This window comes from Cryobacterium sp. TMT4-31 (genome assembly GCF_004403385.1).
Classification (GTDB): Bacteria; Actinomycetota; Actinomycetes; order Actinomycetales; family Microbacteriaceae; genus Cryobacterium; species Cryobacterium zongtaii.
The window spans coordinates 72214-95126 of record NZ_SOGI01000028.1 but is presented as its reverse complement, the minus strand read 5'-3'; the positions used below and the strand labels follow the sequence as shown (position 1 = coordinate 95126).

Genomic DNA, 22913 nt, shown 5'->3' with positions numbered 1-22913 from the left:
CCGGCCGGATGCGGCGGCGCCCGCCGATCCGCCGCATCCGGTGCCGCCGGGTCCCCGCACCGTCGTCGTCGCCGGCGCCGGTGCCGGGCCGGCCGCGGAGGAGCTGGCCCGACTCGCCGGCTGGCCGCTGATCGCCGAGGTCTCCAGCGGCGCCAGGTTCGGCCCGAACCTCGTCGTGGCCTACCGCGAACTGCTCGGGGACGCCGACTTCGGCGGCCAGGTTCAACGCGTGATCGTGTTCGGCCACCCCACCCTCAGCCGGGAGATCCCGGCGCTCGTGCTGCGTGAAGCCGTACAGACCATCGTCGTGGCCCCGGCCGGCCTCGAGTGGTACAACCCCGGGCACCGGGTAGCGAGGTTCGCGCGCGCCGTTGCCGCCACCGACGAGGCGATCGCCGTAGCGGGAACCCGCGAGGCCAGGGCCTGGGTGGGCCGGTGGGTGATGGCGAGCCGGAGCATCCTGGCCGAGGACACCGAGCTCGACGCCCCGGCCTTCAACACCCACGGCCTGTCCAAGGCCGAGTTCGCGGCGATGAAGGCCCCGGTCACCCGGGCAATGCTCGCCGACGCCGTGTGGCGCGCCTCCTGGCCGCACGACCGCCTGGTGCTGGGCGCGTCCCGGCTGATCCGCGAGCTGGACAGCCGGGTGGCGGGCAAGAAGATCCCCGTGCACGCCAACCGTGGTCTGGCCGGCATCGACGGCACCATTGCCACGGCGCTGGGCATCGCGTTGGCCAGCCAGGCGGGCCCTCAGCCGCTGTCGACGGGCACGACCCGGCTGCTCGTCGGCGACGTGACCCTGCTGCACGACGCCGGCTCACTGCTGATTGCGCCCGGTGAGGTGCGACCGCGGCTGCAGGTGATCGTGGGCAACGACGGCGGCGGCACCATCTTCGACGGCCTCGAGGTGGCGACCACCGCCGCCCCGTCTGCCATCGACAGAGTGCTCTTCACCCCGCAGCAAGTGAATCTCGAGGCTCTCGCCACCGCCTACGGCTGGGACTACGCGCGGGCGGCGACCCGCAGCACCCTGGAGAGCGCCCTGACGGCGCCGGTGGCCCGCCCGACCCTGCTCGAGGTCCCCCTGGCCCGCTAACTGGAAGCCGGCCTTTTGTGTTGCCGGTGCGGACACGTGCGCCCGGCTGCGCTCTGCGCGACAGGCGGTGCGGGGCGTTGGCGGGTTTGGTACCGTTGCACTCGTTCCGTGCCAGACGTGCGGGAACGGCCAAGGAGTGCCCCATGCCCGGTAGGACCGTACCACCCGCACCCGCCGCCTCTCCGCCGGCCAGGGTCAAGGCAGACACGCTCGCCCTGTCCGCCATGATCGTCGGCGTCGTCGCATTCCTCTGCGGCTGGATGCCCGTGCTCGGCCTGATCATCGGCAGCGTCGGCGTGATCCTCGGCCTCCTGGCCAGGCGGCGCTCGAACCGTCCGGAGCTCGGCCTGACCGCTCTGATCCTCTCGATCCTGGCGGTATTGACCAACATCGTCGTCGACGTGATCGTGGTCGTCCTCATGGTGACCCAGGCCAACAACCTGCCCGCCTAGGCCGGTCCGCACCGGCCGGGCCGCGGGGAACAGCCGCTAACTGTGCCCGAAGCGGACAAGTGCGCCCGGTGTGCCGGGACCATTTGTCCGGAGCGGGAACAGTTGCGGGCTACGACACGGGGGGCAGATGCCCGAGCGCCCGAGCGGCTGTCAGCCGAAGGCCTCGACAACGGGGCGGAACTTCATCTTGGTTTCGGCCAGCTCACGGTCGGGGTCCGAGTCCAGGACGATGCCGCAGCCGGCGTACGCCGTGATGTTGCCGGTGGGGGACACCTGTGCGCAGCGCAGCGCGATGGCCCACTCGCCGTCGCCGTCCGCGCCGACCCAGCCCACCGGGCCGGCGTAGCGACCGCGGTCGAACGGCTCCAACTCGCGGATGAGCGCGAGAGCGTCCAGCGTGGGGGTGCCGGCGACCGCCGCGGTCGGGTGCATCGCCGCGATCAGGTCGAGGGAGGTGGACCCGTCGCTCAGGGTGCCCTCGACGTCGGTGGCCAGGTGCCACAGGTTGGGCAGCTTCACCGTGAACGGGATCTCACTCGTGGTGAGCACCGAGGTGTGCGGACGCAGCGCGGCGAGCACACTCTGCACGGCGAACTCGTGTTCGTCGCCGTCCTTGCTCGAGGTGGCCAGCGCGAGGGCGGCCTCGAGGTCGGCCGCGGCATCCGCCCCGCGGGAAATGGTGCCGGCCAGCACGCGGGCGTTGACCTCGTTGTGGTCGGCCCGGATCAGGGTCTCCGGGCTGGAACCGACGAGTCCGTCGACGGCGTATGTCCAGCAGTCCGGGTAGCCCAGGGCCAGTTCGGTCAGCAGCAGACGCAGGTCGGACTCGGCGGGCAGCCGGCCGACGAGGTCGCGGGCGAGCACCACTTTGCTCAGCTCCTGGGCGCCGATGTGGTCCACCGCGGCGGCGACGGCCGCCCGGTAGTCGGCCGGCTTCAGGGCGCCGGGCAGCAGGGAGATGCGGTACTCGTCACCGAGCGGGTGCAGCGCCAGCGGAATCTCGGGGGCGGCCTGGCCGGTGGGCCAGATCCGGGTGACCCAGCACTGACCGTCCTCGCGGCCCACGATCAGCTCGGGGACGATGAGCACGCTGGTCTGGCTGGAGGAGTCGTCGAAGGCGAAGGTGCCGAAGGCCAGCAGGCCGGTGCCCGTGCGCGCCAGCGGGTCGGTCACCGTGGCGGCCGCGACGACATCGCGCCAGGCTGCGGCGGCATCCGTCATGCGGGTGGGCCCGGAGAACTCGAGGCGCAGGGCCGTGCCGATGCCGGCGAGGCCCTGGTTGCGGCGCATCCAGAGCAGCGGCTGCCGCTCGTCGAGCAGCAGGATCAGCTGGCGAATGTCGGCAATCGGGGAGGTCTCAACCGTTAGAGCTGGCGCATTCACTTGTCTACCCTAAGCCCGCGCCCGCGGATACCCGGGCCGCGCGTCGCAATCTAGACTGGACCGGTGAGTAGAGCAGATCTAAATAAGCAGCCCGCGCAGGTCGCCGCCATGTTCGATTTGGTCTCGACCCACTACGACCGCACCAACGCGTTGCTCTCGGTGGGCAACGCCTCGTTGTGGCGCGTCGCCACGACCAGGGCCGTCAACCCGCGCCGCGGGGAGCGGATCCTCGACATCGCGGCTGGCACCGGCACCTCCAGCGTGGCCCTCGCGCACACCGGCGCGCACGTGGTGGCCGCCGACTTCTCCGCGGGCATGATCAAGGTGGGCCGCGAACGGCACGCAGACAACCCCAACGTTGAGTTCGTGCAGGCGGATGCCACCCAGCTGCCGTTCAAGGACGGCGAGTTCGACGCCGTCACCATCTCGTTCGGCCTGCGCAACGTGGTGGAGCCCAAGAAGGCCCTCGCGGAGTTCTACAGGGTCACCAAGCCCGGCGGCCGCGTGGTCATCTGCGAGTTCTCCACCCCGCCCGTCGCGCCCATCCGGGTGGGCTACTTCGCCTACCTCAATCATGTGATGCCGCGCATCGTGAAGCTGGCGTCCTCCAACGCCGAGGCCTACGACTACCTGGGCGAGTCCATCGCGGCCTGGCCGAACCAGCCCACCCTCAGCGCCTGGCTGCGCGACGCCGGATACGATGCCGTGGCGTACCGCAACCTCAGTCTCGGTATCGTGGCTCTGCACCGCGGAATCAAGACCGAGCACGCCCCCGCTTCAACCTCCTGAAACTCCCAGATCCGATCGTTAGGCTGACAGAGTGAAATTGACCGCCCCCGTGGCCCGCCGGAGCCCGTCGGTAACGTCGCAGCTGGGCCTGAGCGATCGAATCTTCTCCACCCCCGCCGACCGCGGCCTGGCTGCCAGCATCGACAAAGGCCTCGAAGAGGTGAAGACGACCCTGCTGGGTGAACTCGTCTTCGCCGACGAGATCGCCGCCGTGACCAGCCGGTACCTGCTCGACGCCGGCGGCAAGCGCGTGCGCCCGATGCTCGCGCTGCTCACCTCCCACCTCGGCGACGGCACCATCCCCGACGTGGTCCGCGCGGCCGCCGCCATCGAGATCACCCACCTCGCCTCGCTGTACCACGACGACGTCATGGACGATGCCGAGAAGCGCCGCGGCGTGCCCAGCGCCCAGGTGGTCTGGGGCAACTCCATCGCCATCCTCGCCGGCGACCTGCTCTTCTCCCGCGCCAACCAGCTGATGGGCAGGCTCGGCGAACGCGCGGTGCGCCTGCAGGGCGACACCTTCGAACGCCTGGTGCTCGGCCAGCTGCACGAGACCGTCGGACCCAAGGACGGCGAGGACCCGATCGAGCACTACATCCAGGTGCTCGCCGACAAGACCGGCTCCCTGATCGCCGCCGCCGCCCAGGCCGGGATCATCTTCTCCAACGCTCCCGAGAAATTCGAGGAGCCCGTCGTGCTCTTCGGCGAGCGGATCGGTGTCGCCTTCCAGCTCATCGACGACGTGCTCGACCTGTCGCCGCAGCCCGAGGCGACCGGCAAGGTGCCCGGCACCGATCTGCGCGCCGGGGTCGCCACCCTGCCGCTGCTGCGCCTGCGTGAGCGTGCGGCAACGGATGTGCGCGCCGCCGACCTGGCCGCCCGCCTCGAGGCCGATGTGATGAGCAGCGCCGGCGTGGCTACCGAGGCCGCCGACTCCGCCATCACGGCTCTGCGCGAACACGACGTGACCACCCAGACCCTCGCGGAGGCCCACGGTTGGGCCCGTGATGCCGTTGCCGCCCTTGCCCCCCTGCCGAACGGCTCGGTCAAGAAGGCGCTCACCCGCTTCGCCGAGACCATCGTCGAGCGATCCAGCTAGAAAGGCTTCCATGACCAAGTTGCGATTGGCCATCGTCGGTGCGGGCCCCGCCGGCATCTACGCCGCAGACATCCTCCTGAAGGCCGAGCGAAACTTCGACGTTTCCATCGACCTGTTCGACCACCTGCCGGCCCCCTACGGGCTGGTGCGTTACGGCGTGGCGCCGGACCACCCCCGCATCAAGGGCATCATCAACGCGCTCCGCGACGTACTGGACCGCGGCGACATCCGCCTGTTCGGGAACGTGCGCTACGGCACCGACATCACCCTCGATGACCTCAAGAAGCACTACAACGCGGTCATCTTCGCCACCGGCGCCGTGCACGACGCCAACCTGCCCATCCCCGGCATCGAACTCGAGGGCTCCTATGGCGCCGCGAGGTTCGTGAGCTGGTTCGACGGCCACCCCGACGTGCCGCGCACCTGGCCGCTCGAGGCAAAGTCCGTCGCGGTGATCGGCAACGGCAACGTCGCCCTCGACGTCTCCCGCATGCTCGCCAAGCACGCCGACGACCTGCTGCCCACCGAGATCCCGGCCAACGTCTACGACGGACTCAAGGCCTCCCCGGTGACGGATGTGCACGTGTTCGGGCGCCGAGGCCCCACCTCGGTGAAGTTCACCCCGCTGGAGCTGCGCGAACTCGGCGAGCTGCCCGACGTCGACATCATCGTCTACGACGAGGACTTCGACTACGACGACGCCGCCCGCGCGGCGGTGGCCAGCAACAAGCAGGTCTTCGTGATCGACAAGGTGCTCAACCAGTGGCGGAAGCGCGAGACCGGCCAGGCATCGCGTCGGCTGCACCTGCACTTCTTCGCCCGACCGGTGGAGGTCACCGACGACGGCAACGGCCACGTCGGCGGCTTCCGGTACGAGCGCACCGCACCGGATGGCCATGGCGGTGTGCACGGCACCGGCGAGATCCGCGAGCTGCCGATCCAGGCCATCTACCGGGCGGTCGGCTACTACGGCTCGTCGTTGCCCGGCATCCCGTTCGACAAGAAGCGCGGCGTGATCCCCAACCGCGAGGGCCAAGTGCTCTGGAAGGGTGAGCCCGGCTTCGAGTCCAGCACCGGCAGCCAGCAGATGTACGGCGTCTACGCCACCGGCTGGATCAAGCGCGGACCGGTGGGCCTGATCGGGCACACCAAGTCCGACGCGATGGAGACCGTGCGGCACCTGATCAACGACGTCGGCAACTGGTGGCGGCCAGAAGCGCCCGAGGAGCAGAGCATCGTGGAGCTGCTGGAGTCCCGCGGCGTGGCGTACACCAACCTCGACGGCTGGCACCACCTCGACCAGCACGAGCTGGCGCTCGGCGCCGAGCAGGGCCGTGTGCGCGTCAAGGTCGTCCCGCGCCACGAAATGGTCGAGGTCTCCCGAGCCCAAGTCCCCGCCGAACTGTAGGCAAGCGGCGAGCCGTGAGCAAAGCACCGAAAATCGAACGATTCGGGGGCTTAGCTCACGGCGCGCGTGCTGTGGCCTGGCAGGACGACATCCTGGGCAGTGACTACCAGGCAGCTACCCTGCCGCTGGGCAGCGACGGCGAAGGGGAGGTCGTCGCCACGCTGGTGCGGCACCGCCCGCCCCTGACCGACCTGGTGTCGCCGGCGGCCCCGGCGCACGGCACCGATGTGCTCTACCTGCACGGATGGTCGGACTACTTCTTCCAGACCGGCCTCGCCGAGCACTGGCACGGTCTCGGCGCCCGGTTCTACGCCCTCGATCTGCGGAAGTACGGGCGCAGCCTGCGGGAGCATCAGACACCCGGCTTCGTGGCCGACCTGGCCACCTACGACGCCGACATCGAAGCCGCCCTTGCCGCGATGGGCCACGGCGAAAACGCCGAACGGCCCTCGCGGCGGCGGCTGGTGCTGATGGGGCATTCCACCGGCGGCCTCACCCTGAGCCTGTGGGCCTCCAGGCACCCGGGGCGGGCCCATGCGCTCGTGCTGAACAGCCCGTGGCTGGAGTTTCAGGCCGGCGGTGTGGGCCGGGCCTTCATCACGCCGCTCGTGCAGCTGGGCGCCCGCGTGCAGCCGCTGGGCACCCTGCCCCAGGTGGACCTGGGCTTCTACAGCCGCTCGGTCTCGTCCGAGTTCGACGGCGAGTGGTCCTACGAACCACGCTGGCGCCCGCCGCGCGGTTTCCCACCGCCCCGGGCCTGGCTGAACGCGGTGCTCGAGGGACACGCCGCCGTGGCGGCCGGACTGGGCATCGAGGTGCCTATCCTCACGCTGCTGTCGGCGCGGTCCACGATCCTGCCGCGCTGGAGCGAGCAGATGCGGCACAGCGACAGCGTCCTGGTGGTGAACGACATCGCCAGGGCCGCCGTGCGGCTGGGTACGACGGTGACGGTGGCGCGCATCGAGGGAGCCCTGCACGACGTCGTCCTCTCCGCCGAGGTGCCGCGCGAAGCGGCCTACGCCGCCCTCACCCGGTGGCTCCGCGCCTACGCGCCCTGACCATCCGCGAACCGTGAGAAAAGCCCCAGATCTCGGAAGATTCTGGGGCCTAGGTCATAGTTCGCGGAAGGGGAACTAGCGGAAGTTGACGAACTGGAGGGCCACGTCGAGGTCCTTGCCCTTGAGCAGGGCCATCGTGGACTGCAGGTCGTCGCGGCTCTTCGAGCTCACGCGCAGTTCGTCGCCCTGAATCTGGCTCTTGACGCCCTTGGGGCCCTCGTCGCGGATGATCTTGTTGATCTTCTTCGCGTTCTCCTGGTCGATTCCGGCCTTCATGCTGGCCTCGATGCGATACTCCTTGCCCGACGGGTACGGTTCACCGGCGTCGAGGCTGCGCAGCGAGATGCCGCGCTTGATCAGCTTCGACTCGAACACCTCGAGGATCGCCTTGACGCGCTCCTCGGTGTTCGCCTTCATGAGCACCTTCTCGCCGCTCATTTCGATGGATGCCCCGACGTTCTTGAAGTCGTAGCGCTGCGCCACCTCTTTGTGAGCCTGGTTGAGCGCGTTGTCGATCTCCATGGGGTCGACCTTGCTGACGATGTCGAACGTAGAATCTGCCATGAGAGCCATGTTACCGAGAAGGGCCGGATGCCGCCCGACGGCGCTCTGATCAGTCGCCGGGGCGTGCCGTACTCGAGCGCACGATCAGCTCGAACGGCATCGGAGTGTTCAGGGCCGCCTGGTCGTGCTGGCCAGGATGCAGCTGGTCCATCAGGATCTCCACGGCCTTGGCGCCCTGGCCCTGCGGGAACTGCGCGATGGTGCTCAGGCCGAAGAAGTCCGCCAGTTCGTGGTCGTCGATGCCGATCACCGAGACGTCCCGCGGCACGACCAGGCCCAGGTCCCGAGCGGCCAGGATGCTGCCGATCGCCATCTCGTCCGACGCGGCGAAGATCGCCGTCGGACGGTCGTGCGGGCTGCCCAGCAGCTGCTTCGCCGCCTGGTAACCGCCACGGATGGTGAAGTCGGCCGGTTGGAACAGCTCGGGGGCCACGCCGATACCGGCGGCTTCCAGGGCAGCCTCGTAGCCGAAGCGCCGGTTGGTGGGCAGGTGGAAGTCGAGGTCGTAGTCCTTGGTGCCGCCGATGTGGGCGATCCGGGTGTGGCCGAGCGCGAGCAGGTGCTCGGTGGCGAGCCGGGCCACGGCCGCGTCGTCGATGGTGAGGGTGCGCACGCCCGTGATCGGGCCGCCGACGCCCACGAGCGGCTTGCCGAGCGCGTGCAGCCTGGCCACCTCGCTCTCGGTCAGTTCCAGCGAGATCGCGATCACGGCATCCACCCGCTGACGGAGCAGGAAGTGCTCGAAGACGCTGCGGCGCTCGTCGCCGCCGCCGGTGAGGTTGTAGAGGGTGAGGTCGTAGCCGTTGTGCAGCAGTTCCTTCTGAGCGCCCTCGACGACGCTGGAGAAGAACCACCGATTCAGGAACGGCACGACCACGCCGATGTTCTTCATGCGACCCGACGCCAGGCTGGACGCGTTCGACGACACCACGTAGCCCAGCTCCAGGGCCGCGGCCTTGACCTTGAGCCTGGTCGTGGGCGACACGTGGCCGTTGCCGCTCAGGGCGCGCGAAACCGTGGCGGTGGAGACGCCCGCGCGACGGGCGACCTCGTCGATTCCGACCATTCGGGTTCCTAACCGGCGTGCAAGAGGGGGTGTGAAGTGATCATATCCACCGGTTCGGCGCCCGGCCGCCCACCCTGATTTCGCACTTGGGCCCTTCGGCTTGTATTCTGTCTGAGCGTCTCCGGTCACGTGGCTACATATGGCCGGGTATGCACTGGCGAGTTACCCAAGCGGCCAAAGGGATCTGACTGTAAATCAGACGGCGTAGCCTTCGTGAGTTCGAATCTCGCACTCGCCACAGCAAGAATGGGGCAAGACCAGCACTACCAGCACCACCACAACGCGCCGGGCCTCCGGCGCGTTTGTGCGTTAACCCGCCCGTTACCGCTCGGGCGTACCGTGGTCAGATGACCCCTTCCGCCACGACCGAACTGCTCACCCTCGCCCAGGAGACCGCGATGGTGGCCGGAGAGCTCGCCCGTCGCCGGCGGGCGGAAGGCGTGCAGATCGCCGCGTCGAAGTCGTCCCCGGAGGACGTGGTCACGCTCGCGGACCGGGAGACCGAGGCGCTCATCCGCGGCCTGCTCGCGGATGCGCGACCCGACGACGGCTTCTACGGCGAGGAGTCCACCGCCACCGCGGGCACCTCCGGACTGACCTGGGTCGTCGACCCCATCGACGGAACCGTCAACTACCTCTACGGCATCCCCTGTTACGCCGTGAGCATCGCCGTGGTCGAGGGCGACGCCGACCCGGCCAGCTGGAGCGCCCTGGCCGGCGCGGTGCGCAACCCGGCGATCGACGAACTGTTCTCCGCCCGCGCCGGCGGTGGTGCGCACCTGAACGGGCGCGCGCTGCAGGTGACGAGCGGGGTGCCGTTGTCGTTAGCCCTGTTCGGTACCGGATTCTCCTACGACTCGGTCCGGCGAACCCGCCAGGCGAAGGTCCTGCACGGTCTGATCAGCCAGGTCCGTGACGTGCGGCGGATGGGCGCGGCCTCACTGGACCTGTGCTCGGTGGCCGCCGGCCGGCTGGACCTCTACTACGAGCGCGGATTGCACCCCTGGGATCACGCCGCCGGGGCCCTCGTCGCCACGGAGGCCGGCGCCCGGGTGGGCGCGTTCGGCGCGGACCGTGAAGGCGTCAGCCTTCTCATCGCGGCCGCGCCCGATCTGTACGCCACCGCCGAGCCGCTGCTCGCGAATCTTTTCGAGCAATTTATGGCCGACGACGACATTTGAGAATCGGAGTGCCGCTGACGGCTCCGCACCCGCTGGATGGCGGGGCAGACGCCCGATCCGCTATCACGCCTGGCCCTCCTTGCGCATCCTCCACAGGGAGGGATACACCCCGTGTTCGGGTGTGATTTGCCGACATCAAATGGCCATCCGGCGCTCCGCAAGCTAGCCTTTATCTATTCGTTACTTTGGCTCACGTCAAAACGCGAGCCTCTAGCCCTGTCCAACGCGCCGAAAGTACCCGTCCTTTGTCACGTCACACCCCGTTGTCGGATGCCCCCGCAGCCGACTCCAGTGACCTCTCACAGAGCGACCTCGGCAGCACCGATTCGACCGAGCCGGCCCTCGCACCGCACCGCACGCTCACGCGTCGCGAACAGCGCGAGCTCGAGCGTCGCGCGGAGCTGGCCGCCGAACCGACGCCGGTAACCGAGCCGGCACCCACCGAAACCGCCGACTTTGTTGCCGTCTCCGACGTGGAACCCCAGCCGGTCACCGAGCTGTCGCCCGCGGCGCACCTCCTGGTCGGTGCCGGACTGGCCGAACCTCACCTCGAGACCGTCGTTCTCAAGGAACGCGATCTGGCGCTGCCTGCCGAGCCGGCCTACGAGCAGATCCCAAGCGACGTTTCCCCGAACACCACGACCACGACGATCATCCTGCCGTCTCGCGCGGCCCTGCGTGCCCAGCTGCGCGCCGTGCAGGCGATCGACGACCAGGCGCCGGCCGGCGAGCCTGCTGCGGCGTCACAGGCCCGCACGGAGCCGAGTGAGCCGGAGCACACGCTGCCCGCCTTCGTTCCTCGCACCCGGGCCCTACCGTCCTCCGCCAAGCCCGGTGTGGCATCGGCACGTTCGGGACACCACCGCATGCGCATGCTGGCCACCAAGGGTGGGTCGATCATCGCGATGACCTTCGTCGCACTGATGGCCGTCGCCACCTCGATCCCCGCCGAGGCGCTGCTGTCCTCCAGCGACGTGCAGGCCGCGGCCCTCGAAGCCAAGAAGCCCACGAGCGGCGCCGACCCCGCCCAGGTCATCAACCTGGCCAACGGCACAGACACCATCACCGTCGAACAGGACAGCTACCAGTCGCAGTCCATCGCCGAGGTCGCGGCGGCGAGCGGCATCCGTATGGAAGACACGTTCAGCAACAACCCGAACGGAACCATCCAGTGGCCGTTCGCGGTCGGCGTGCACGTGGGCGACCAGTTCGGCTACCGCAACTGCGCAGGCTGCTCGGTCAACCACGGCGGCCAGGACTTCAACCCCGGCCTCGGCGCCCCCACCCAGGCAATCGCCGACGGTGTGGTCAGCTTCACCGAGGACGGCGAGGGCAGCCTCGGCGTGCACATGATCATCGATCACATGATCGACGGCAAGCTGGTCTCCAGCGTCTATGCGCACATGATCCACGGCTCGATGCTGCTGAAGACCGGTGACGTCGTCAAGGTCGGCCAGGTCCTCGGCAAGGTCGGCTCCACGGGCATGTCGACGGGCCCGCACCTGCACTTCGAGATCCGCCTCGGTGGTATCAACGGCACCAAGACCGACCCGCTCGCCTGGCTCTACGCCAACACCAACTAGCTCGCGCTTCGCCTGATCTCGACAGGCTCGATCAACGGCGGTCTCGCGCCCCAGGCATCCCGCGAGAGCGGTCAGGTGGCCGCTTCGCGGGCGTCGAGGCGACCAGAAGCCCGCTTTCGCGAGGTCCGGGTCAGGCTTCTTTTGCGAGAAACGCCTCGAGCAGCGACCGGGGGAGCGGGAACGGTGCGACGCCGTCCGCCCCGTGCTGGGCCGGCCGTGCCTCTCGCGGCGTCACCGGCTCGGACGCTTCGCCCAACGACACGACCTGGTCGTGCAGGCGCTCCATGTCGATGTCGAGCCGGTTGGCGACGTCGGCGGCCTGCTTGAGCTCACCCACCAGCGCGGTCGGCACCGCGCCGTCGTACTTGTAGAAGATCTTGTGCTCGAGACTCGCCCAGAAATCCATGGCCACGGTGCGGATCTGCACCTCGACGGTGACGGGCTGCACCCGGTCGGACATGAACACCGGGATCGCCGCGATCAGGTGCAGGCTCTTGTAGCCGTTGGGCTTGGGGTTCTTGATGTAGTCCTTGACCTGCAGCACGGTGATGTCCCGTTGACCGGTGAGCATCTCGAGCACCCTGTAGGTGTCCGAGATGAAGCTGCAGGTGATCCGGATGCCCGCGATGTCCTGGATGTTCTCGCGGATGCCCTCGAGGTCCAGCGGGTAACCCTTGCGGTTGGCCTTCTTGAGGATGCCCTCCGGCGACTTGAGCCGGTGGCTGACGTGCTCGATCGGGCTGTAGTCATGGATCGCGCTGAATTCTTCCTTGAGGATGTTGACCTTGGTCATCATCTCGTCGGTCGCGAACTTGTACGACATCATGAACCGGGTGAGCTCGGTCCGGATTTCCCGGAGGTCACTGGGCCATTCGACAACCTGGTCAGTCACGAGCGCTCCCCAATCAACGGCGGCCCAGCGAACGCCGGTGGCCACCTCGAGTCTGCCATCCCCCGCATCGGTACTCGCTGGGAGCGAGCTGCGAGCGGGGGAGTGGCGACTACTCGGTGATGCGAGGTGGTCAGCCCTGCAGCCAGGCCGTGGTGTCACCCGGCAGCGTGCGCCCGGTGAGGGTGGCGCTGGAAAGCAGCACATCGCCGGCGGGCAGCTCGATGGGCTGGTCGCCGGTGTTGGCGACCACCACGACATTCCGGTTGCGGAATACGAGCACGTCCTCGCTGGGCGAGGGCAGCCAGTCCACCGAGCCGAAGCCGAGCTCGTTCGCGCGGCGCAGGGCGAGGGCATCGGTGTAGAGCTCGAGGGTCGAGCCCTCCACACCGGCCTGCGCGTCGCGGGCCAGGGTGGCCCACTCGGCGGGCTGGGGCAGCCAGCTCTGTGCGCTCGGCCCGAAGCCGTACGACGGCGCGGCGCCTTCCCACGGGATGGGCACCCGGCAGCCGTCGCGGCCGTAGCGCTCACCGTTGGTGCGGAACCAGGTGGGGTCCTCCCGCGACGAATCGGGCAGGTGGATGACCTCGGGCAGGCCGAGTTCTTCGCCCTGGTAGATGTAGCTCGACCCCGGCAGCGCGAGCATCAGGGCGGATGCGGCGCGGGCGCGACGCAGTCCGACCTCGGTGTCCGGCAGGCCGACGGTGTTCGGGCCGATGCCGTGACCCTGCAGGTTGTCGGCGGTGAGCGCGAGCCTGGACGCGTGGCGCACGACATCGTGGTTGGAGAGCACCCAGGTGCTCGGCGCGCCAACGGAACTGAACGCGGCGAGCGAATCGTCGATCACGCGGCGGAGCGCGGGAGCCTGCCACGGCGTCTCCAGGTAGGCGAAATTGAAGGCCTGGTGCATCTCATCCGGACGCACCCACTGCGCTACCCGCTCGAGCGGGTCGACCCAGGCCTCAGCGGCCAGGATCCGGTCACCGTCGTACTCGTCGAGCACGATGCGCCAGTCGCGGTAGATGTCGTGCACGCCGTCCTGGGCCCAATACGGGGCTCCGGCGACGGGCTCCGCCACAACGCCGGGTTCGAGCGCGGTGGTCGCGCCGCCCATGCTGCCGCCGTCGACGGGCGGGGTGTAGTCGGGCAGGCCCTTGGCCTTGATCATGCCGTGGGCGACATCCACCCTGAATCCGTCGACGCCGCGGTCCAGCCAGAAGCGAAGCACATCCCGGAACTCGGCGCGCACCCACTCGTTGTCCCAGTCGAAGTCGGGCTGGGTGGTGTCGAAGAGGTGGAGGTACCACTGGCCGGGGGTGCCGTCCGGGTCGGTCGTGCGGGTCCAGGCGTTGCCGCCGAACACGGACTCCCAGTTGTTCGGCGGAAGCTCACCGTTCTCGCCCAGGCCGTCGCGGAAGATGTAGTGGCCGCGCTCTTCGCTGCCGGGGCCGGCGGCCAGTGCGGCCTGAAACCACGGGTGGTCGCTCGAGGAGTGGTTCGGCACAATGTCGACGATCACCCGGATGCCCAGGTCGTGCGCGGCGGCCTGCATCTTGTCGTAGTCGGACAGGGTGCCGAACAGGGGATCGACATCGCAGTAGTCGGAGACGTCATAGCCGGCGTCGCGCTGCGGCGACGTGTAGAAGGGTGACAGCCAGATGGCGTCCACCCCCAATTCGGCGAGCTGCGGCAGCCTGGAGCGGATGCCGGCGAGGTCGCCCATGCCGTCGCCGTTCGCGTCAGCGAACGACCGTGGGTAGATCTGATAGATAACGGCGTTACGCCACCACTCTGTGCCTGTCATGACGGACACACTACGGCATTTTGGGATGCATGCAAGCGCTTCCACAAACGTCGCTGGCGAATGTGGCATCAGAGCTGTCGATAACCACACACTGGGTTGCCAATCGAGGAAATGGCAGGTATACATGTAACCGCTTGCACAAAATGTCAATGTTGATTATGAAAGGCACACCAATGATGGTGAAGAAGAATGGCCTGCTGGCCGCCGGCGCAATTGCCGTCGCAGCGTCCCTGGCCCTGGCCGGCTGCTCGGCCGGTTCGAACTCGGGCGACACCTCGTCGGAGGCCGACTCCAGCGCCCTGACAGTGTGGGTGGACGCCGACCGCGCCGCCGTGCTGAAGGACGCCGCCGCGGCCTTCACCAAGGAGTCCGGCGTCGAGGTCAAGCTGGTGCAGAAGGACTTCGCGAAGATCCAGGAAGAGTTCATCGCCCAGGTCCCCACCGGCAAGGGGCCGGACATCACCGTCGCCGCGCACGACTGGCTCGGTAACTTCGTCAGCAACGGCGTTGTGCAGCCCGTCGAGCTCGGCGACACCGCGGCCGACTACCAGCAGGTCGCCGTCACCGCCATGAGCTACGAGGGCACGACCTACGGCGTTCCGTACTCCATCGAGAACATCGCCCTGCTGCGCAACACCGCGCTGGCCCCCACCGCCCCGGCCACCTTCGACGAGATGACCGCCGCCGGCGTCGCCGCGGGAACCGAATTCCCCTACCTGGTACAGATCGGCCCCGAGGCCGACCCGTACCACCTGTACCCGTTCCAGACCTCTTTCGGGGCCCCGGTGTTCGGCACCAATGCCGACGGCAGCTACAACCCCGATGACCTCACCGTCGGCAACGCCGGCGGAGAGGCCTTCGCCACCTGGCTCGCCGCCGAGGGTGCGGCAGGCCGCATGAGCGTGAACCTCACGGGCGACATCGCCAAGGAGAAGTTCTACGCCGGTGCCTCGCCGTTCCTTCTGACCGGACCGTGGAACGTGCCGGACGCCCAGGCTGCCGGCATCGACGTGTCCGTTGACGCCGTGCCGTCGGCCGGTGGCCAGGCTGCCCAGCCCTTCGTGGGCGTGGCGGGCTTCATGGTGAGCGCCAAGACCAAGAACGCCATCGCGGCGAACGAGTTCCTGGTGAACTACATCGGCAGCGAAGACGTGCAGACCGCACTCTACGAGGTCGGTGGACGTCCGCCGGCACTGACCGCCGCGTTCGAGGCCGCCAGTTCCGACCCCATCACCGCCGGATTCGGCGCCGTCGGCGCCACCGCCGTGCCGATGCCCAACATCCCGCAGATGGGCAAGGTCTGGCAGTTCTGGGGCGTCACCGAGGCTGCGATCATCAGCAACCAGGGTGACCCGGTGCAGCTGTGGCAGAAGATGACCGCGGACATCGCCTCCGCCATCGAATAACCAGCACCACCGAGTGCGCCCGGCCCCACCGGGTCGGGCGCACCGCACCATCCGCACGCAGCACCCGCACGATCACCGCCTGGCGGCTAGAGAGCAGACAATGATGACTACCCCCGGAACCGAGCGCGATCGGGCCCAGATCGTCGCCGCCAAGAAATCCCGGCAGGCGGGCCGCATCGCCGAAGCCGCATCCGCGGGCATCAAGGTGCTGCTGGTCAAGGTACTGCTGCTCGGCATCGTCGACGCGATCAGCGTCTACGCGCTCTTCGTGCTCTTCATCAAGCAGGACTGGCTGGTCTTCAGCCTCGTGCTGCTGGTCACCATCGTCGTCAACGGGATTTACTTCCGCGCCAAGGGCCTCCCGGCCAAATACCTCACGCCGGGTCTGATCTTCCTGATCATCTTCCAGATCTTCGTCATCGGCTACTCCGGCTACATCGCCTTCACCAACTACGGCACGGGCCACAACAGCACCAAAGAAGACGCGGTCAACTCGCTGATCCTCTCCTCGCAGGAACGCGTGCCGGACTCACCCAGCTACGCCGTCACCGTGCTCGAACAGGCCGGCGCCTACAGCTTCCTGGTCACCGACCCCGACGGCGAGATCAGCGTCGGCAACCCGGACGCGCCCCTTGAGCGCGTCTCGGATGCCGAGACGGATGCCTCCGGCCAGGCCATCGCCCTGCCCGGCTACACCACGCTGAACTTCTCCGACATCGTGAACAACCAGGAGGCCATCGCCGCTCTCGCGGTCCCCGTCTCCGACGACCCCAACGACGGCAGCCTGCGCACCCCGGACGGCTCCGCCGCCTACCTCTACCTCTCCGACCTCGTCTACGACGAGGCGGCCGGCACCATGACCGACGCCAGCACCGGTGTCGTCTACACCGAAGACCCCTCCCAGGGCTCGTTCATCGCCGAAGACGGCGCCGACCTGCAGCCCGGCTGGAAGGTGGAAGTGGGCCTGGCCAACTTCGCCAAGGCATTCGGCACCGACTCCATCCGCGGTCCGCTGATCAGCGTGACCCTGTGGACCTTCGCCTTCGCGTTCCTGTCGGTGGCCACCACCTTCGCCCTCGGCCTGTTCCTGGCGATCGTGTTCAACGACCTGCGGATGCGCGGCCGCAACGTCTACCGCGTCGTCATGATCCTGCCCTACGCCTTCCCCGCCTTCCTCTCGGCACTGGTCTGGGCGGGCATGCTCAACCCGCAGTTCGGCTTCATCAACCAGGTCCTGTTCGGCGGGGCGGAGATTCCCTGGCTCACCAACGAGTGGCTGGCGAAGTTCAGCATCATCTTCGTGAACCTCTGGCTGGGCTTCCCCTACATGTTCCTGGTCTGCACCGGAGCACTGCAATCCATCCCCGACGAACTGCAGGAAGCGGCCACCGTCGACGGCGCCAAGCCCTGGCAGGTGTTCAGGCTGATCAAGCTGCCGCTGCTGCTCGTCTCGGTCTCCCCGTTGTTGATCGCCTCGTTCGCATTCAACTTCAACAACTTCAACCTCATCTACATGCTCACCAACGGTGGGCCGCGAGACGTGACAGCGGGGGTGAACGTCGGAGCCACCGACATCCTCATCTCGATGGTCTACAAGGTTGCGTTCGTCGGCGCCAACCGGGACTACGGACTCGCGAGCGCCTTCTCGATCCTGATCTTCGTGCTCGTCGCCCTCGTGTCGATCATCAGCTTCAAACAGACCAAGGCGCTAGAGGAGTTGAACTGAGATGACCATCGCCCCGAACATCGCAGCCCCGGACAACCAGGAATACATCCCCGTCAAGCAGCCCTTCAACTTCGGCCGGTGGTTCCGCGCCACCGGCTGGCGCCACCTGGTCGGCGCTGTCATGGTGGTCTTCTCCGCCTTCCCGCTGCTCTACGTGCTCTCCGCGTCGCTGCACCCCGGCGGCACCCTGATCACCGCCAACGGCCTGTTCAGCGAGGTGGACCTGGGCAGTTACGTCACCCTGTTCAACCTGCCGCAGCAGCCGTACGCGGCCTGGTACGGCAACACCCTGCTGATCGGCGGCATCACCTCCGCCGGCACCGTGTTTCTCGGCGCGCTGGCCGCATACTCGTTCTCGCGGATGCGTTTCACCGGCCGCCGGGCGGGCCTGCTGATGCTGGTGCTCGTGCAGATGTTCCCGCAGCTGCTCGCCGTGGTGGCGATCTTCCTGCTGCTCAACGGCATCTCCGACATCTTCCCGGCCATCGGCCTGGACACCCAGATCGGCCTGATCATGGTGTACCTCGGCGGCGCGCTCGGCGTGAACACCTACCTGATGTACGGGTTCTTCAACACGATCCCGGCCTCCATCGACGAGGCCGCCAAGCTCGACGGCGCCGGCCACGCCCGGATCTTCTTCACCATCATCCTGCGCCTGGTCGCGCCCATCCTCGCCGTGGTCGGACTGCTGTCGTTCGTGGGCACCACCAACGAGTTCGTGATCGCCAGCATCGTGCTGATCACGCCCGAGAAGCAGACCCTCGCGGTGGGCCTCTACCAGTTCGTCTCGCAGGAGTTCTCGAGCAACTACTCGGTCTTCGCGGCCGGCGCGGTGCTCGCGGCCCTGCCCGTGATGGCGCTGTTCCTCTGGTTGCAGAAGTACATCGTCGGCGGCCTGACGGCCGGATCGGTCAAGTAACCGCCGGATGCTCCCGCACCAGCCGCTCCCGCACCACCTGCTCCCGCACAGCCCCAAGCCGCTCTTCGCCCTTCCGCACCATGATGGCTCGCCGCTCTACGTCTCAACCCAGGCGCCGGCCCTCGGCGACACCGTCACCGTGCGGCTGCGCATCCCGACCGCCTTCGGGGACGTGGCGACGGTGCGTACCCGGGCCAACCCCGACCGGGAACCGCGCTTCGAGGACGCCCGGCGGCTCGGGGGCGCCGGCGCGCCGGACCACGGCTACGCCTGGTGGGCCGCGGACCTGGTGGTGGAGAACCCGGTGCACGGCTACAGGTTTCTGCTCGGCATGGCCGACGGCGGCCACTGGTGGCTGAACGCCAGCGGTCTGCACGACATCGAAACCCTCGACTCCGAGGACTTCAAGCTCGTCGCCCACCCGGCCCCGCCGGACTGGGCGGCGACCAGCATCATGTACCAGGTCTTCCCCGACCGGTTCGCGCGGTCCGCCGCCGCCGATCACCGCGAGGCGCCGGACTGGGCGATTCCGGCCGAGTGGAACGACGCCGTCGACCAGCTCCCGCCAGGCCGTTCGCACCAGTTCTACGGCGGCGACCTCGACGGCATCACCGAGCACCTCGACCACCTCGAGCGTCTCGGTGTGACCCTGCTCTACCTCACGCCGGTGTTCCCCGGCCGCTCCAACCACCGCTATGACGCGGCCAGCTTCACCGAGGTCGACCCGCAGCTGGGCGGCGACGCGGCCCTGATCCGGCTCGTCGAAGCCGCGCACGCCCGCGGGTTGCGGGTGATCGGCGACCTCACCGCCAACCACTCCGGCCACGGCCACGAGTGGTTCCAGGCCGCGCACCACACCCCGGCGGCTCCGGAGAGCGCCTTCTACTACTGGCTCGACCCCGAGCAGCGCGACTACCAGTCCTGGCTGGGGGTGCCAGAGCTGCCCAAGTTCAACTGGGCCTCCACCGAGCTCCGCCGTCGGTTCATCGACGGGCCCGACTCGGTGGTGGCCAAATGGCTCAAGCCGCCATTCCATCTGGACGGCTGGCGCATCGACGTGGCGAACATGACCGGCCGACTCGGCGACGAAGACCTCAACGCCGAGGTGCGCCAGGCCATCCGCCGCACCATGATCGAGGTGAACCCCGACACGATCCTGCTGGGCGAATTCACCAACGACGCCTCCGTCGACTTCCAGGGCGACGCCTGGCACGGTGCGATGACCTACGCCAACTTCACCCGGCCGCTGTGGTCGTGGCTGTGCCGGCCCGACCCGGTGCCCTCCTTCTTCGGGCTGCCGCTGGGCAGTATCCCGGTGCACACCGGCGAGCAGTTCCACCGGGCGCACACCCGCTTCGCCGCCGGGTTCCCGTGGCGCACCCGGCTGGCCACCATGAACGCCCTCGACACCCACGACACGGCCAGGTTCCGCACCCACGCCGACGCCGACGCAGTGCCGGTGGCCCTGGGCCTCTCGGTGACCCTGCCGGGCATCCCGGTGGTCTTCGCCGGCGACGAATTCGGCCTGACCGGCGTCGACGGCGAACACTCCCGCACCCCGATGCCGTGGCCCAGCGCGGCCGAGCCGCCCGTCGCCGCGACCATCGACCTGTACGCGTCACTGATCGGCCTGCGCCGTGCCCACGAGGCACTCAGCACCGGCGGACTGCGCTGGCTGCACGTGGGCGATGACGCGCTCGTTTACGTGCGGGAGACCGGGCACGAGTCGGTGTTGCTGTTGGCCACCCGGGCCGCCGCAGAGGTGACCCTGCCCGACTGGGTGCTGCCGGTCGGCGGCCGCGCCGGCGAGCTGCCGCCCGAGGCCGGAACGGCTGTCTGCACGGTCTCCGACACCGGGGTCCGGCTGGTCGCCACGGGCGCATCCTTCACGGCCTGGATGCTGCCCGGCGTCATAATTGCCCCGGATGGCCCCGCTGTGTCACCGAGGGGTCTCGCGAGGTGATAATGTTTACCGGTTGCCAAAAGCACGGTTCAGCTTCAGATGTTTGAGGTTTTGCCCCCTTAGCTCATTGGTAGAGCACTTCCTTGGTAAGGAAGAGGTAGTGGGTCCGATTCCCACAGGGGGCTCAGGCTTGAGAGCTAGGCTCTGAAGGTCTAAGGCGGGGTAGCTCAGTTGGTTAGAGCACACGGCTCATAATCGTGGTGTCGCGGGTTCAATTCCCGCTCCCGCTACACATAAAGGCCCTTTGACCAGGAATTTGTCCGGTCACGGGGCCTTTCTTCTTTTCGCGCATTCTCGCAGCAGCAGCCAGGGAGCCCGCCACAGAACCCGCGATCCGCAGGCGTTTCGTCCGGTACCGCGGCGGATCCCAGGCGGGCGCTGCCTTACGCGGCAGGTACTTTCAGCGGGACCTTGGAGACGGCGAGTGCGCTATCCATGACGACGCGCACGAGCACCTGGAGGTCGAGGCCAGAAGTCTTGGCCATCTCGAGCATCAGCTGGATAGCTATGCCGTACGACGTCGGCCAGAGCTGCGGGTCGGGAGCGTAGCGTCGCAGCGAGCCGCTGACGTTGGGCCACAGTGCGTCGGCGTACTCGAGAGGCGTGGAGGGGACTCCCGTCCCGGGAGCGAAACGCGGCACCCCGAAGGCCGGCCCACCCAACGACTGCGCGCTGTGCACGAAGTACTCGCGCGCCTCGGGGATCGGCTCTCCCACGCTTCGCAGGTACCCAACGATGAGCGCGAACACCGAGTACTGGCGCTCGGCGAGCTGCCGGTTTATCGCGTCGCCGGCAAGGTAGGTGCCGCCGTCCTTGGTGCTGATGGTGTTGAGGGTCAGCCTGTTGAGTGTCGGATCGGTGCCCGCCTGCCCCGAAAGGCCGGCGATCAGGCACGCGCGCCCGGCGAGGCCGCCGAGAATTGTCGCGACGACCTCGATCTGCACCCCGCGTTCGTCTTTGACCATGGTGAGGATGTTCTGATAGATCTCCTTGCCCGCGATCTGCGCACCGAGCAGCGGCTTCTCGGCGAGCTGCGATTGCACATGGCGCATGAGCGCCTGGGTGCCGGGGCTTTCGAGCGACTCTGCGGGCTGTTCCCGTGGGGGTGGCTTACGTCGTCCGAACATGCTCCTCACGCTACCGACGCGAGCGCGTCGGGTCAGGTCCCACTACGAGGGGCTCCGACGGCCCGGGCCGGTGGCAACGGCTCGACTCGAGGGGATGCCAGAGCTCCACGTCGGCCACCTCGGGTTTCACACTCGGCGCCCCTTCTGGACCGCCCCGAGCCACTCGGCACGGGGCGTCAGCGGTACGGAGGCAGGTCGGACGGCGGCGGTTGTTACGTCCACGCGGCGGCCCTCCGAGGCCGCGCGTTGCAGGGACTCCATGACGTCGAGCACTCAGATCTGGGGCGGCGCCGTCGTCGCCCGGCGCACGAGCCCGGTCGGCAGCCGGATGTGGTTCTGCGGCAGTATCTCGCCGTTCAGCAGCGAGACGAGCATCCCTGCCGCGGTGGCGCCGAGTTTCTTCATCGGCTGACGGATGGTGGTCAACGCCGGGTTCATCTGGGAGGCCTCTGGAATGTCGTCGAAACCGATCACCGAGAGGTCGCGCGGCACGTCGAGTCCGAGCTCCGCGGCGACCTGGATGATCGCGATCGCCGAGAGATCGTTCGCGGCGAACACCGCCGTCGGGCGGTCCGTCATCGACAGCAGCGACGCGGCGGGCGCCTTGGCCGTCTCCCGCTTGTACAACCCGACCCGAACCAGGGCGGGGTTGAATTGGATGCCCGCATCCGCGAGGGCCTGCCGGTATCCGGCCTCGCGGAGGGTGGCGCTGCGGAGGTCTGGTCGGCCGGCCAGGAAGCCGATCCGGCGATGGCCGAGCTCGATCAGGTAACGGGTGGCCTGCAGGGCACCGCCGAAGCTGTCCGACTCCACGGTGGGGAGGTCGGCCCGGCCGGTGTGCGGGTCGATCGCCACCACGGGGATTTCCGCTGAGGTGGTGTCGACGGTGGGCGTGACCATGATGGCCCCGTCGATCAGCGTCCCGCTGAGCCGGCTCAGGGAGCGCCGTTCCCAGCCGTTGGTCTCCCGTTGCCTGGAGCCGCTGTAGGCGAGCAGGTCGTAGCGGGAATCCGCCAGGGCCACGCCGACGCCCTTCAGGATCTCGGCGCTGAACGGCTCGAAGTCGGCGACAAGGATGCCGATGACGCTGGTGCGGCGGGAACGCATGCTGCTGGCCACGAGGCTGGACTCATAGCCCAGCTGCTGCACCACATCGAGCACCCTGGCGGTGGTCGCGGCCGAGATGCCGTACCGCCCGTTCACGGCCTTGGAGACCGTCGCTACCGAAACGCCGGCCGCTGCGGCGACATCGTGGATCGTGGCACGGGGAGTCATGGGTTCAGCATAGGGCGATTTGGAAAATGATTTCGAAAACGTTTGACACCCTATTTTTCCGCTGTGACACTGAGGCCATCCGGAACCTACAGGGCAGCCCTGTCGGAGTCCGAACCGAACAG

The 22913-nt window shown here is 68.2% G+C and carries 18 protein-coding genes, 3 tRNA genes and 1 pseudogene; 15 read left to right on the top strand and 7 right to left on the bottom strand.

The genetic code is table 11. The features are described from left to right. A pseudogene (locus E3T19_RS18905) lies at positions 1–1096 on the top strand (2-succinyl-5-enolpyruvyl-6-hydroxy-3-cyclohexene-1-carboxylate synthase); the annotation flags it as partial. Positions 1097–1239: 143 nt separating this feature from the next. Beyond that, entirely contained in the window at positions 1240–1548 is a 309-nt protein-coding gene (locus E3T19_RS06585; protein ID WP_103478486.1) for a hypothetical protein, read from the top strand. A 150-nt stretch (positions 1549–1698) separates the two neighbouring features. On the opposite strand, the gene E3T19_RS06580 is transcribed toward E3T19_RS06585, so the two are convergent. Then, positions 1699–2931, bottom strand: a complete 1233-nt coding sequence (locus E3T19_RS06580; RefSeq protein WP_241980052.1) for an isochorismate synthase MenF — start codon at positions 2929–2931, stop codon at positions 1699–1701. A gap of 63 nt (positions 2932–2994) precedes the next feature. On the opposite strand from E3T19_RS06580, the gene E3T19_RS06575 reads away from it, so the two are divergent. From E3T19_RS06575 to E3T19_RS06560, 4 genes are all read left to right on the top strand, one after another. Then, on the top strand, positions 2995–3720 hold the full coding sequence (locus tag E3T19_RS06575; protein ID WP_241980050.1) for a class I SAM-dependent methyltransferase: 726 nt from the start codon (positions 2995–2997) through the stop codon (positions 3718–3720). Positions 3721–3751: 31 nt separating this feature from the next. Continuing rightward, a complete protein-coding gene (locus tag E3T19_RS06570; protein ID WP_088454984.1) occupies positions 3752–4822 on the top strand; it encodes a polyprenyl synthetase family protein in 1071 nt (356 codons plus the stop codon). A 10-nt stretch (positions 4823–4832) separates the two neighbouring features. After that, positions 4833–6230 carry an FAD-dependent oxidoreductase gene (locus tag E3T19_RS06565; RefSeq protein ID WP_088454985.1) on the top strand — a complete coding sequence of 466 codons (1398 nt, stop codon included), beginning with the start codon at positions 4833–4835 and terminating at the stop codon, positions 6228–6230. A 71-nt stretch (positions 6231–6301) separates the two neighbouring features. Next, positions 6302–7288 carry an alpha/beta hydrolase gene (locus tag E3T19_RS06560; protein WP_134408380.1) on the top strand — a complete coding sequence of 329 codons (987 nt, stop codon included), beginning with the start codon at positions 6302–6304 and terminating at the stop codon, positions 7286–7288. 75 nt (positions 7289–7363) lie between these two features. On the opposite strand, the gene E3T19_RS06555 is transcribed toward E3T19_RS06560, so the two are convergent. Next, a complete protein-coding gene (locus tag E3T19_RS06555) occupies positions 7364–7852 on the bottom strand; it encodes a YajQ family cyclic di-GMP-binding protein (RefSeq protein ID WP_088457811.1) in 489 nt (162 codons plus the stop codon). A gap of 49 nt (positions 7853–7901) precedes the next feature. Beyond that, a complete protein-coding gene (locus E3T19_RS06550) occupies positions 7902–8918 on the bottom strand; it encodes a LacI family DNA-binding transcriptional regulator (protein WP_088454987.1) in 1017 nt (338 codons plus the stop codon). Positions 8919–9074: 156 nt separating this feature from the next. Between E3T19_RS06550 and E3T19_RS06545 the strand changes: the two genes are divergently transcribed. The 3 genes from E3T19_RS06545 (at position 9075) to E3T19_RS06535 (ending at position 11682) form a co-directional block, all read left to right on the top strand. Beyond that, positions 9075–9156 (top strand) — tRNA-Tyr (locus tag E3T19_RS06545). A gap of 109 nt (positions 9157–9265) precedes the next feature. Continuing rightward, on the top strand, positions 9266–10099 hold the full coding sequence (locus E3T19_RS06540) for an inositol monophosphatase family protein (RefSeq protein ID WP_134408379.1): 834 nt from the start codon (positions 9266–9268) through the stop codon (positions 10097–10099). Between the two features lie 245 nt (positions 10100–10344). After that, positions 10345–11682, top strand: a complete 1338-nt coding sequence (locus tag E3T19_RS06535) for a M23 family metallopeptidase (RefSeq protein ID WP_133159696.1) — start codon at positions 10345–10347, stop codon at positions 11680–11682. 130 nt (positions 11683–11812) lie between these two features. Here E3T19_RS06535 and E3T19_RS06530 read toward each other — a convergent pair whose 3' ends face one another. Then, positions 11813–12574, bottom strand: coding sequence for a GTP pyrophosphokinase family protein (locus tag E3T19_RS06530; RefSeq protein WP_240632336.1), 762 nt, complete (start codon positions 12572–12574; stop codon positions 11813–11815). A 130-nt stretch (positions 12575–12704) separates the two neighbouring features. Further along, positions 12705–14375, bottom strand: coding sequence for a glycoside hydrolase family 13 protein (locus E3T19_RS06525; protein ID WP_088457813.1), 1671 nt, complete (start codon positions 14373–14375; stop codon positions 12705–12707). Positions 14376–14548: 173 nt separating this feature from the next. Here E3T19_RS06525 and E3T19_RS06520 point away from each other — a divergent pair, with 173 nt between their 5' ends. The 6 genes from E3T19_RS06520 to E3T19_RS06495 all read left to right on the top strand — a co-directional run bounded on the left by E3T19_RS06520 (position 14549) and on the right by E3T19_RS06495 (position 20619). Continuing rightward, positions 14549–15781: a maltose ABC transporter substrate-binding protein gene (locus E3T19_RS06520; protein ID WP_088454990.1), complete on the top strand. Its 1233-nt coding sequence runs from the start codon at positions 14549–14551 to the stop codon at positions 15779–15781. Between the two features lie 100 nt (positions 15782–15881). Further along, positions 15882–17507 (top strand): ABC transporter permease subunit, encoded by a 1626-nt coding sequence (locus tag E3T19_RS06515; RefSeq protein ID WP_088454991.1) that lies wholly within the window; start codon positions 15882–15884, stop codon positions 17505–17507. A 1-nt stretch (position 17508) separates the two neighbouring features. Then, entirely contained in the window at positions 17509–18426 is a 918-nt protein-coding gene (locus E3T19_RS06510; RefSeq protein ID WP_088454992.1) for a sugar ABC transporter permease, read from the top strand. Positions 18427–18433: 7 nt separating this feature from the next. After that, positions 18434–20389 carry a glycoside hydrolase family 13 protein gene (locus E3T19_RS06505; protein WP_134408378.1) on the top strand — a complete coding sequence of 652 codons (1956 nt, stop codon included), beginning with the start codon at positions 18434–18436 and terminating at the stop codon, positions 20387–20389. A 53-nt stretch (positions 20390–20442) separates the two neighbouring features. Next, positions 20443–20514 (top strand) — tRNA-Thr (locus tag E3T19_RS06500). Between the two features lie 31 nt (positions 20515–20545). Beyond that, positions 20546–20619, top strand: a tRNA-Met gene (locus tag E3T19_RS06495). A gap of 153 nt (positions 20620–20772) precedes the next feature. Here the strand turns inward: E3T19_RS06495 and E3T19_RS06490 are convergent. Further along, positions 20773–21516: a hypothetical protein gene (locus E3T19_RS06490; protein ID WP_133159695.1), complete on the bottom strand. Its 744-nt coding sequence runs from the start codon at positions 21514–21516 to the stop codon at positions 20773–20775. A gap of 273 nt (positions 21517–21789) precedes the next feature. Then, positions 21790–22791 (bottom strand): LacI family DNA-binding transcriptional regulator, encoded by a 1002-nt coding sequence (locus tag E3T19_RS06485; protein WP_103460550.1) that lies wholly within the window; start codon positions 22789–22791, stop codon positions 21790–21792. Positions 22792–22913: the final 122 nt, after the last annotated feature.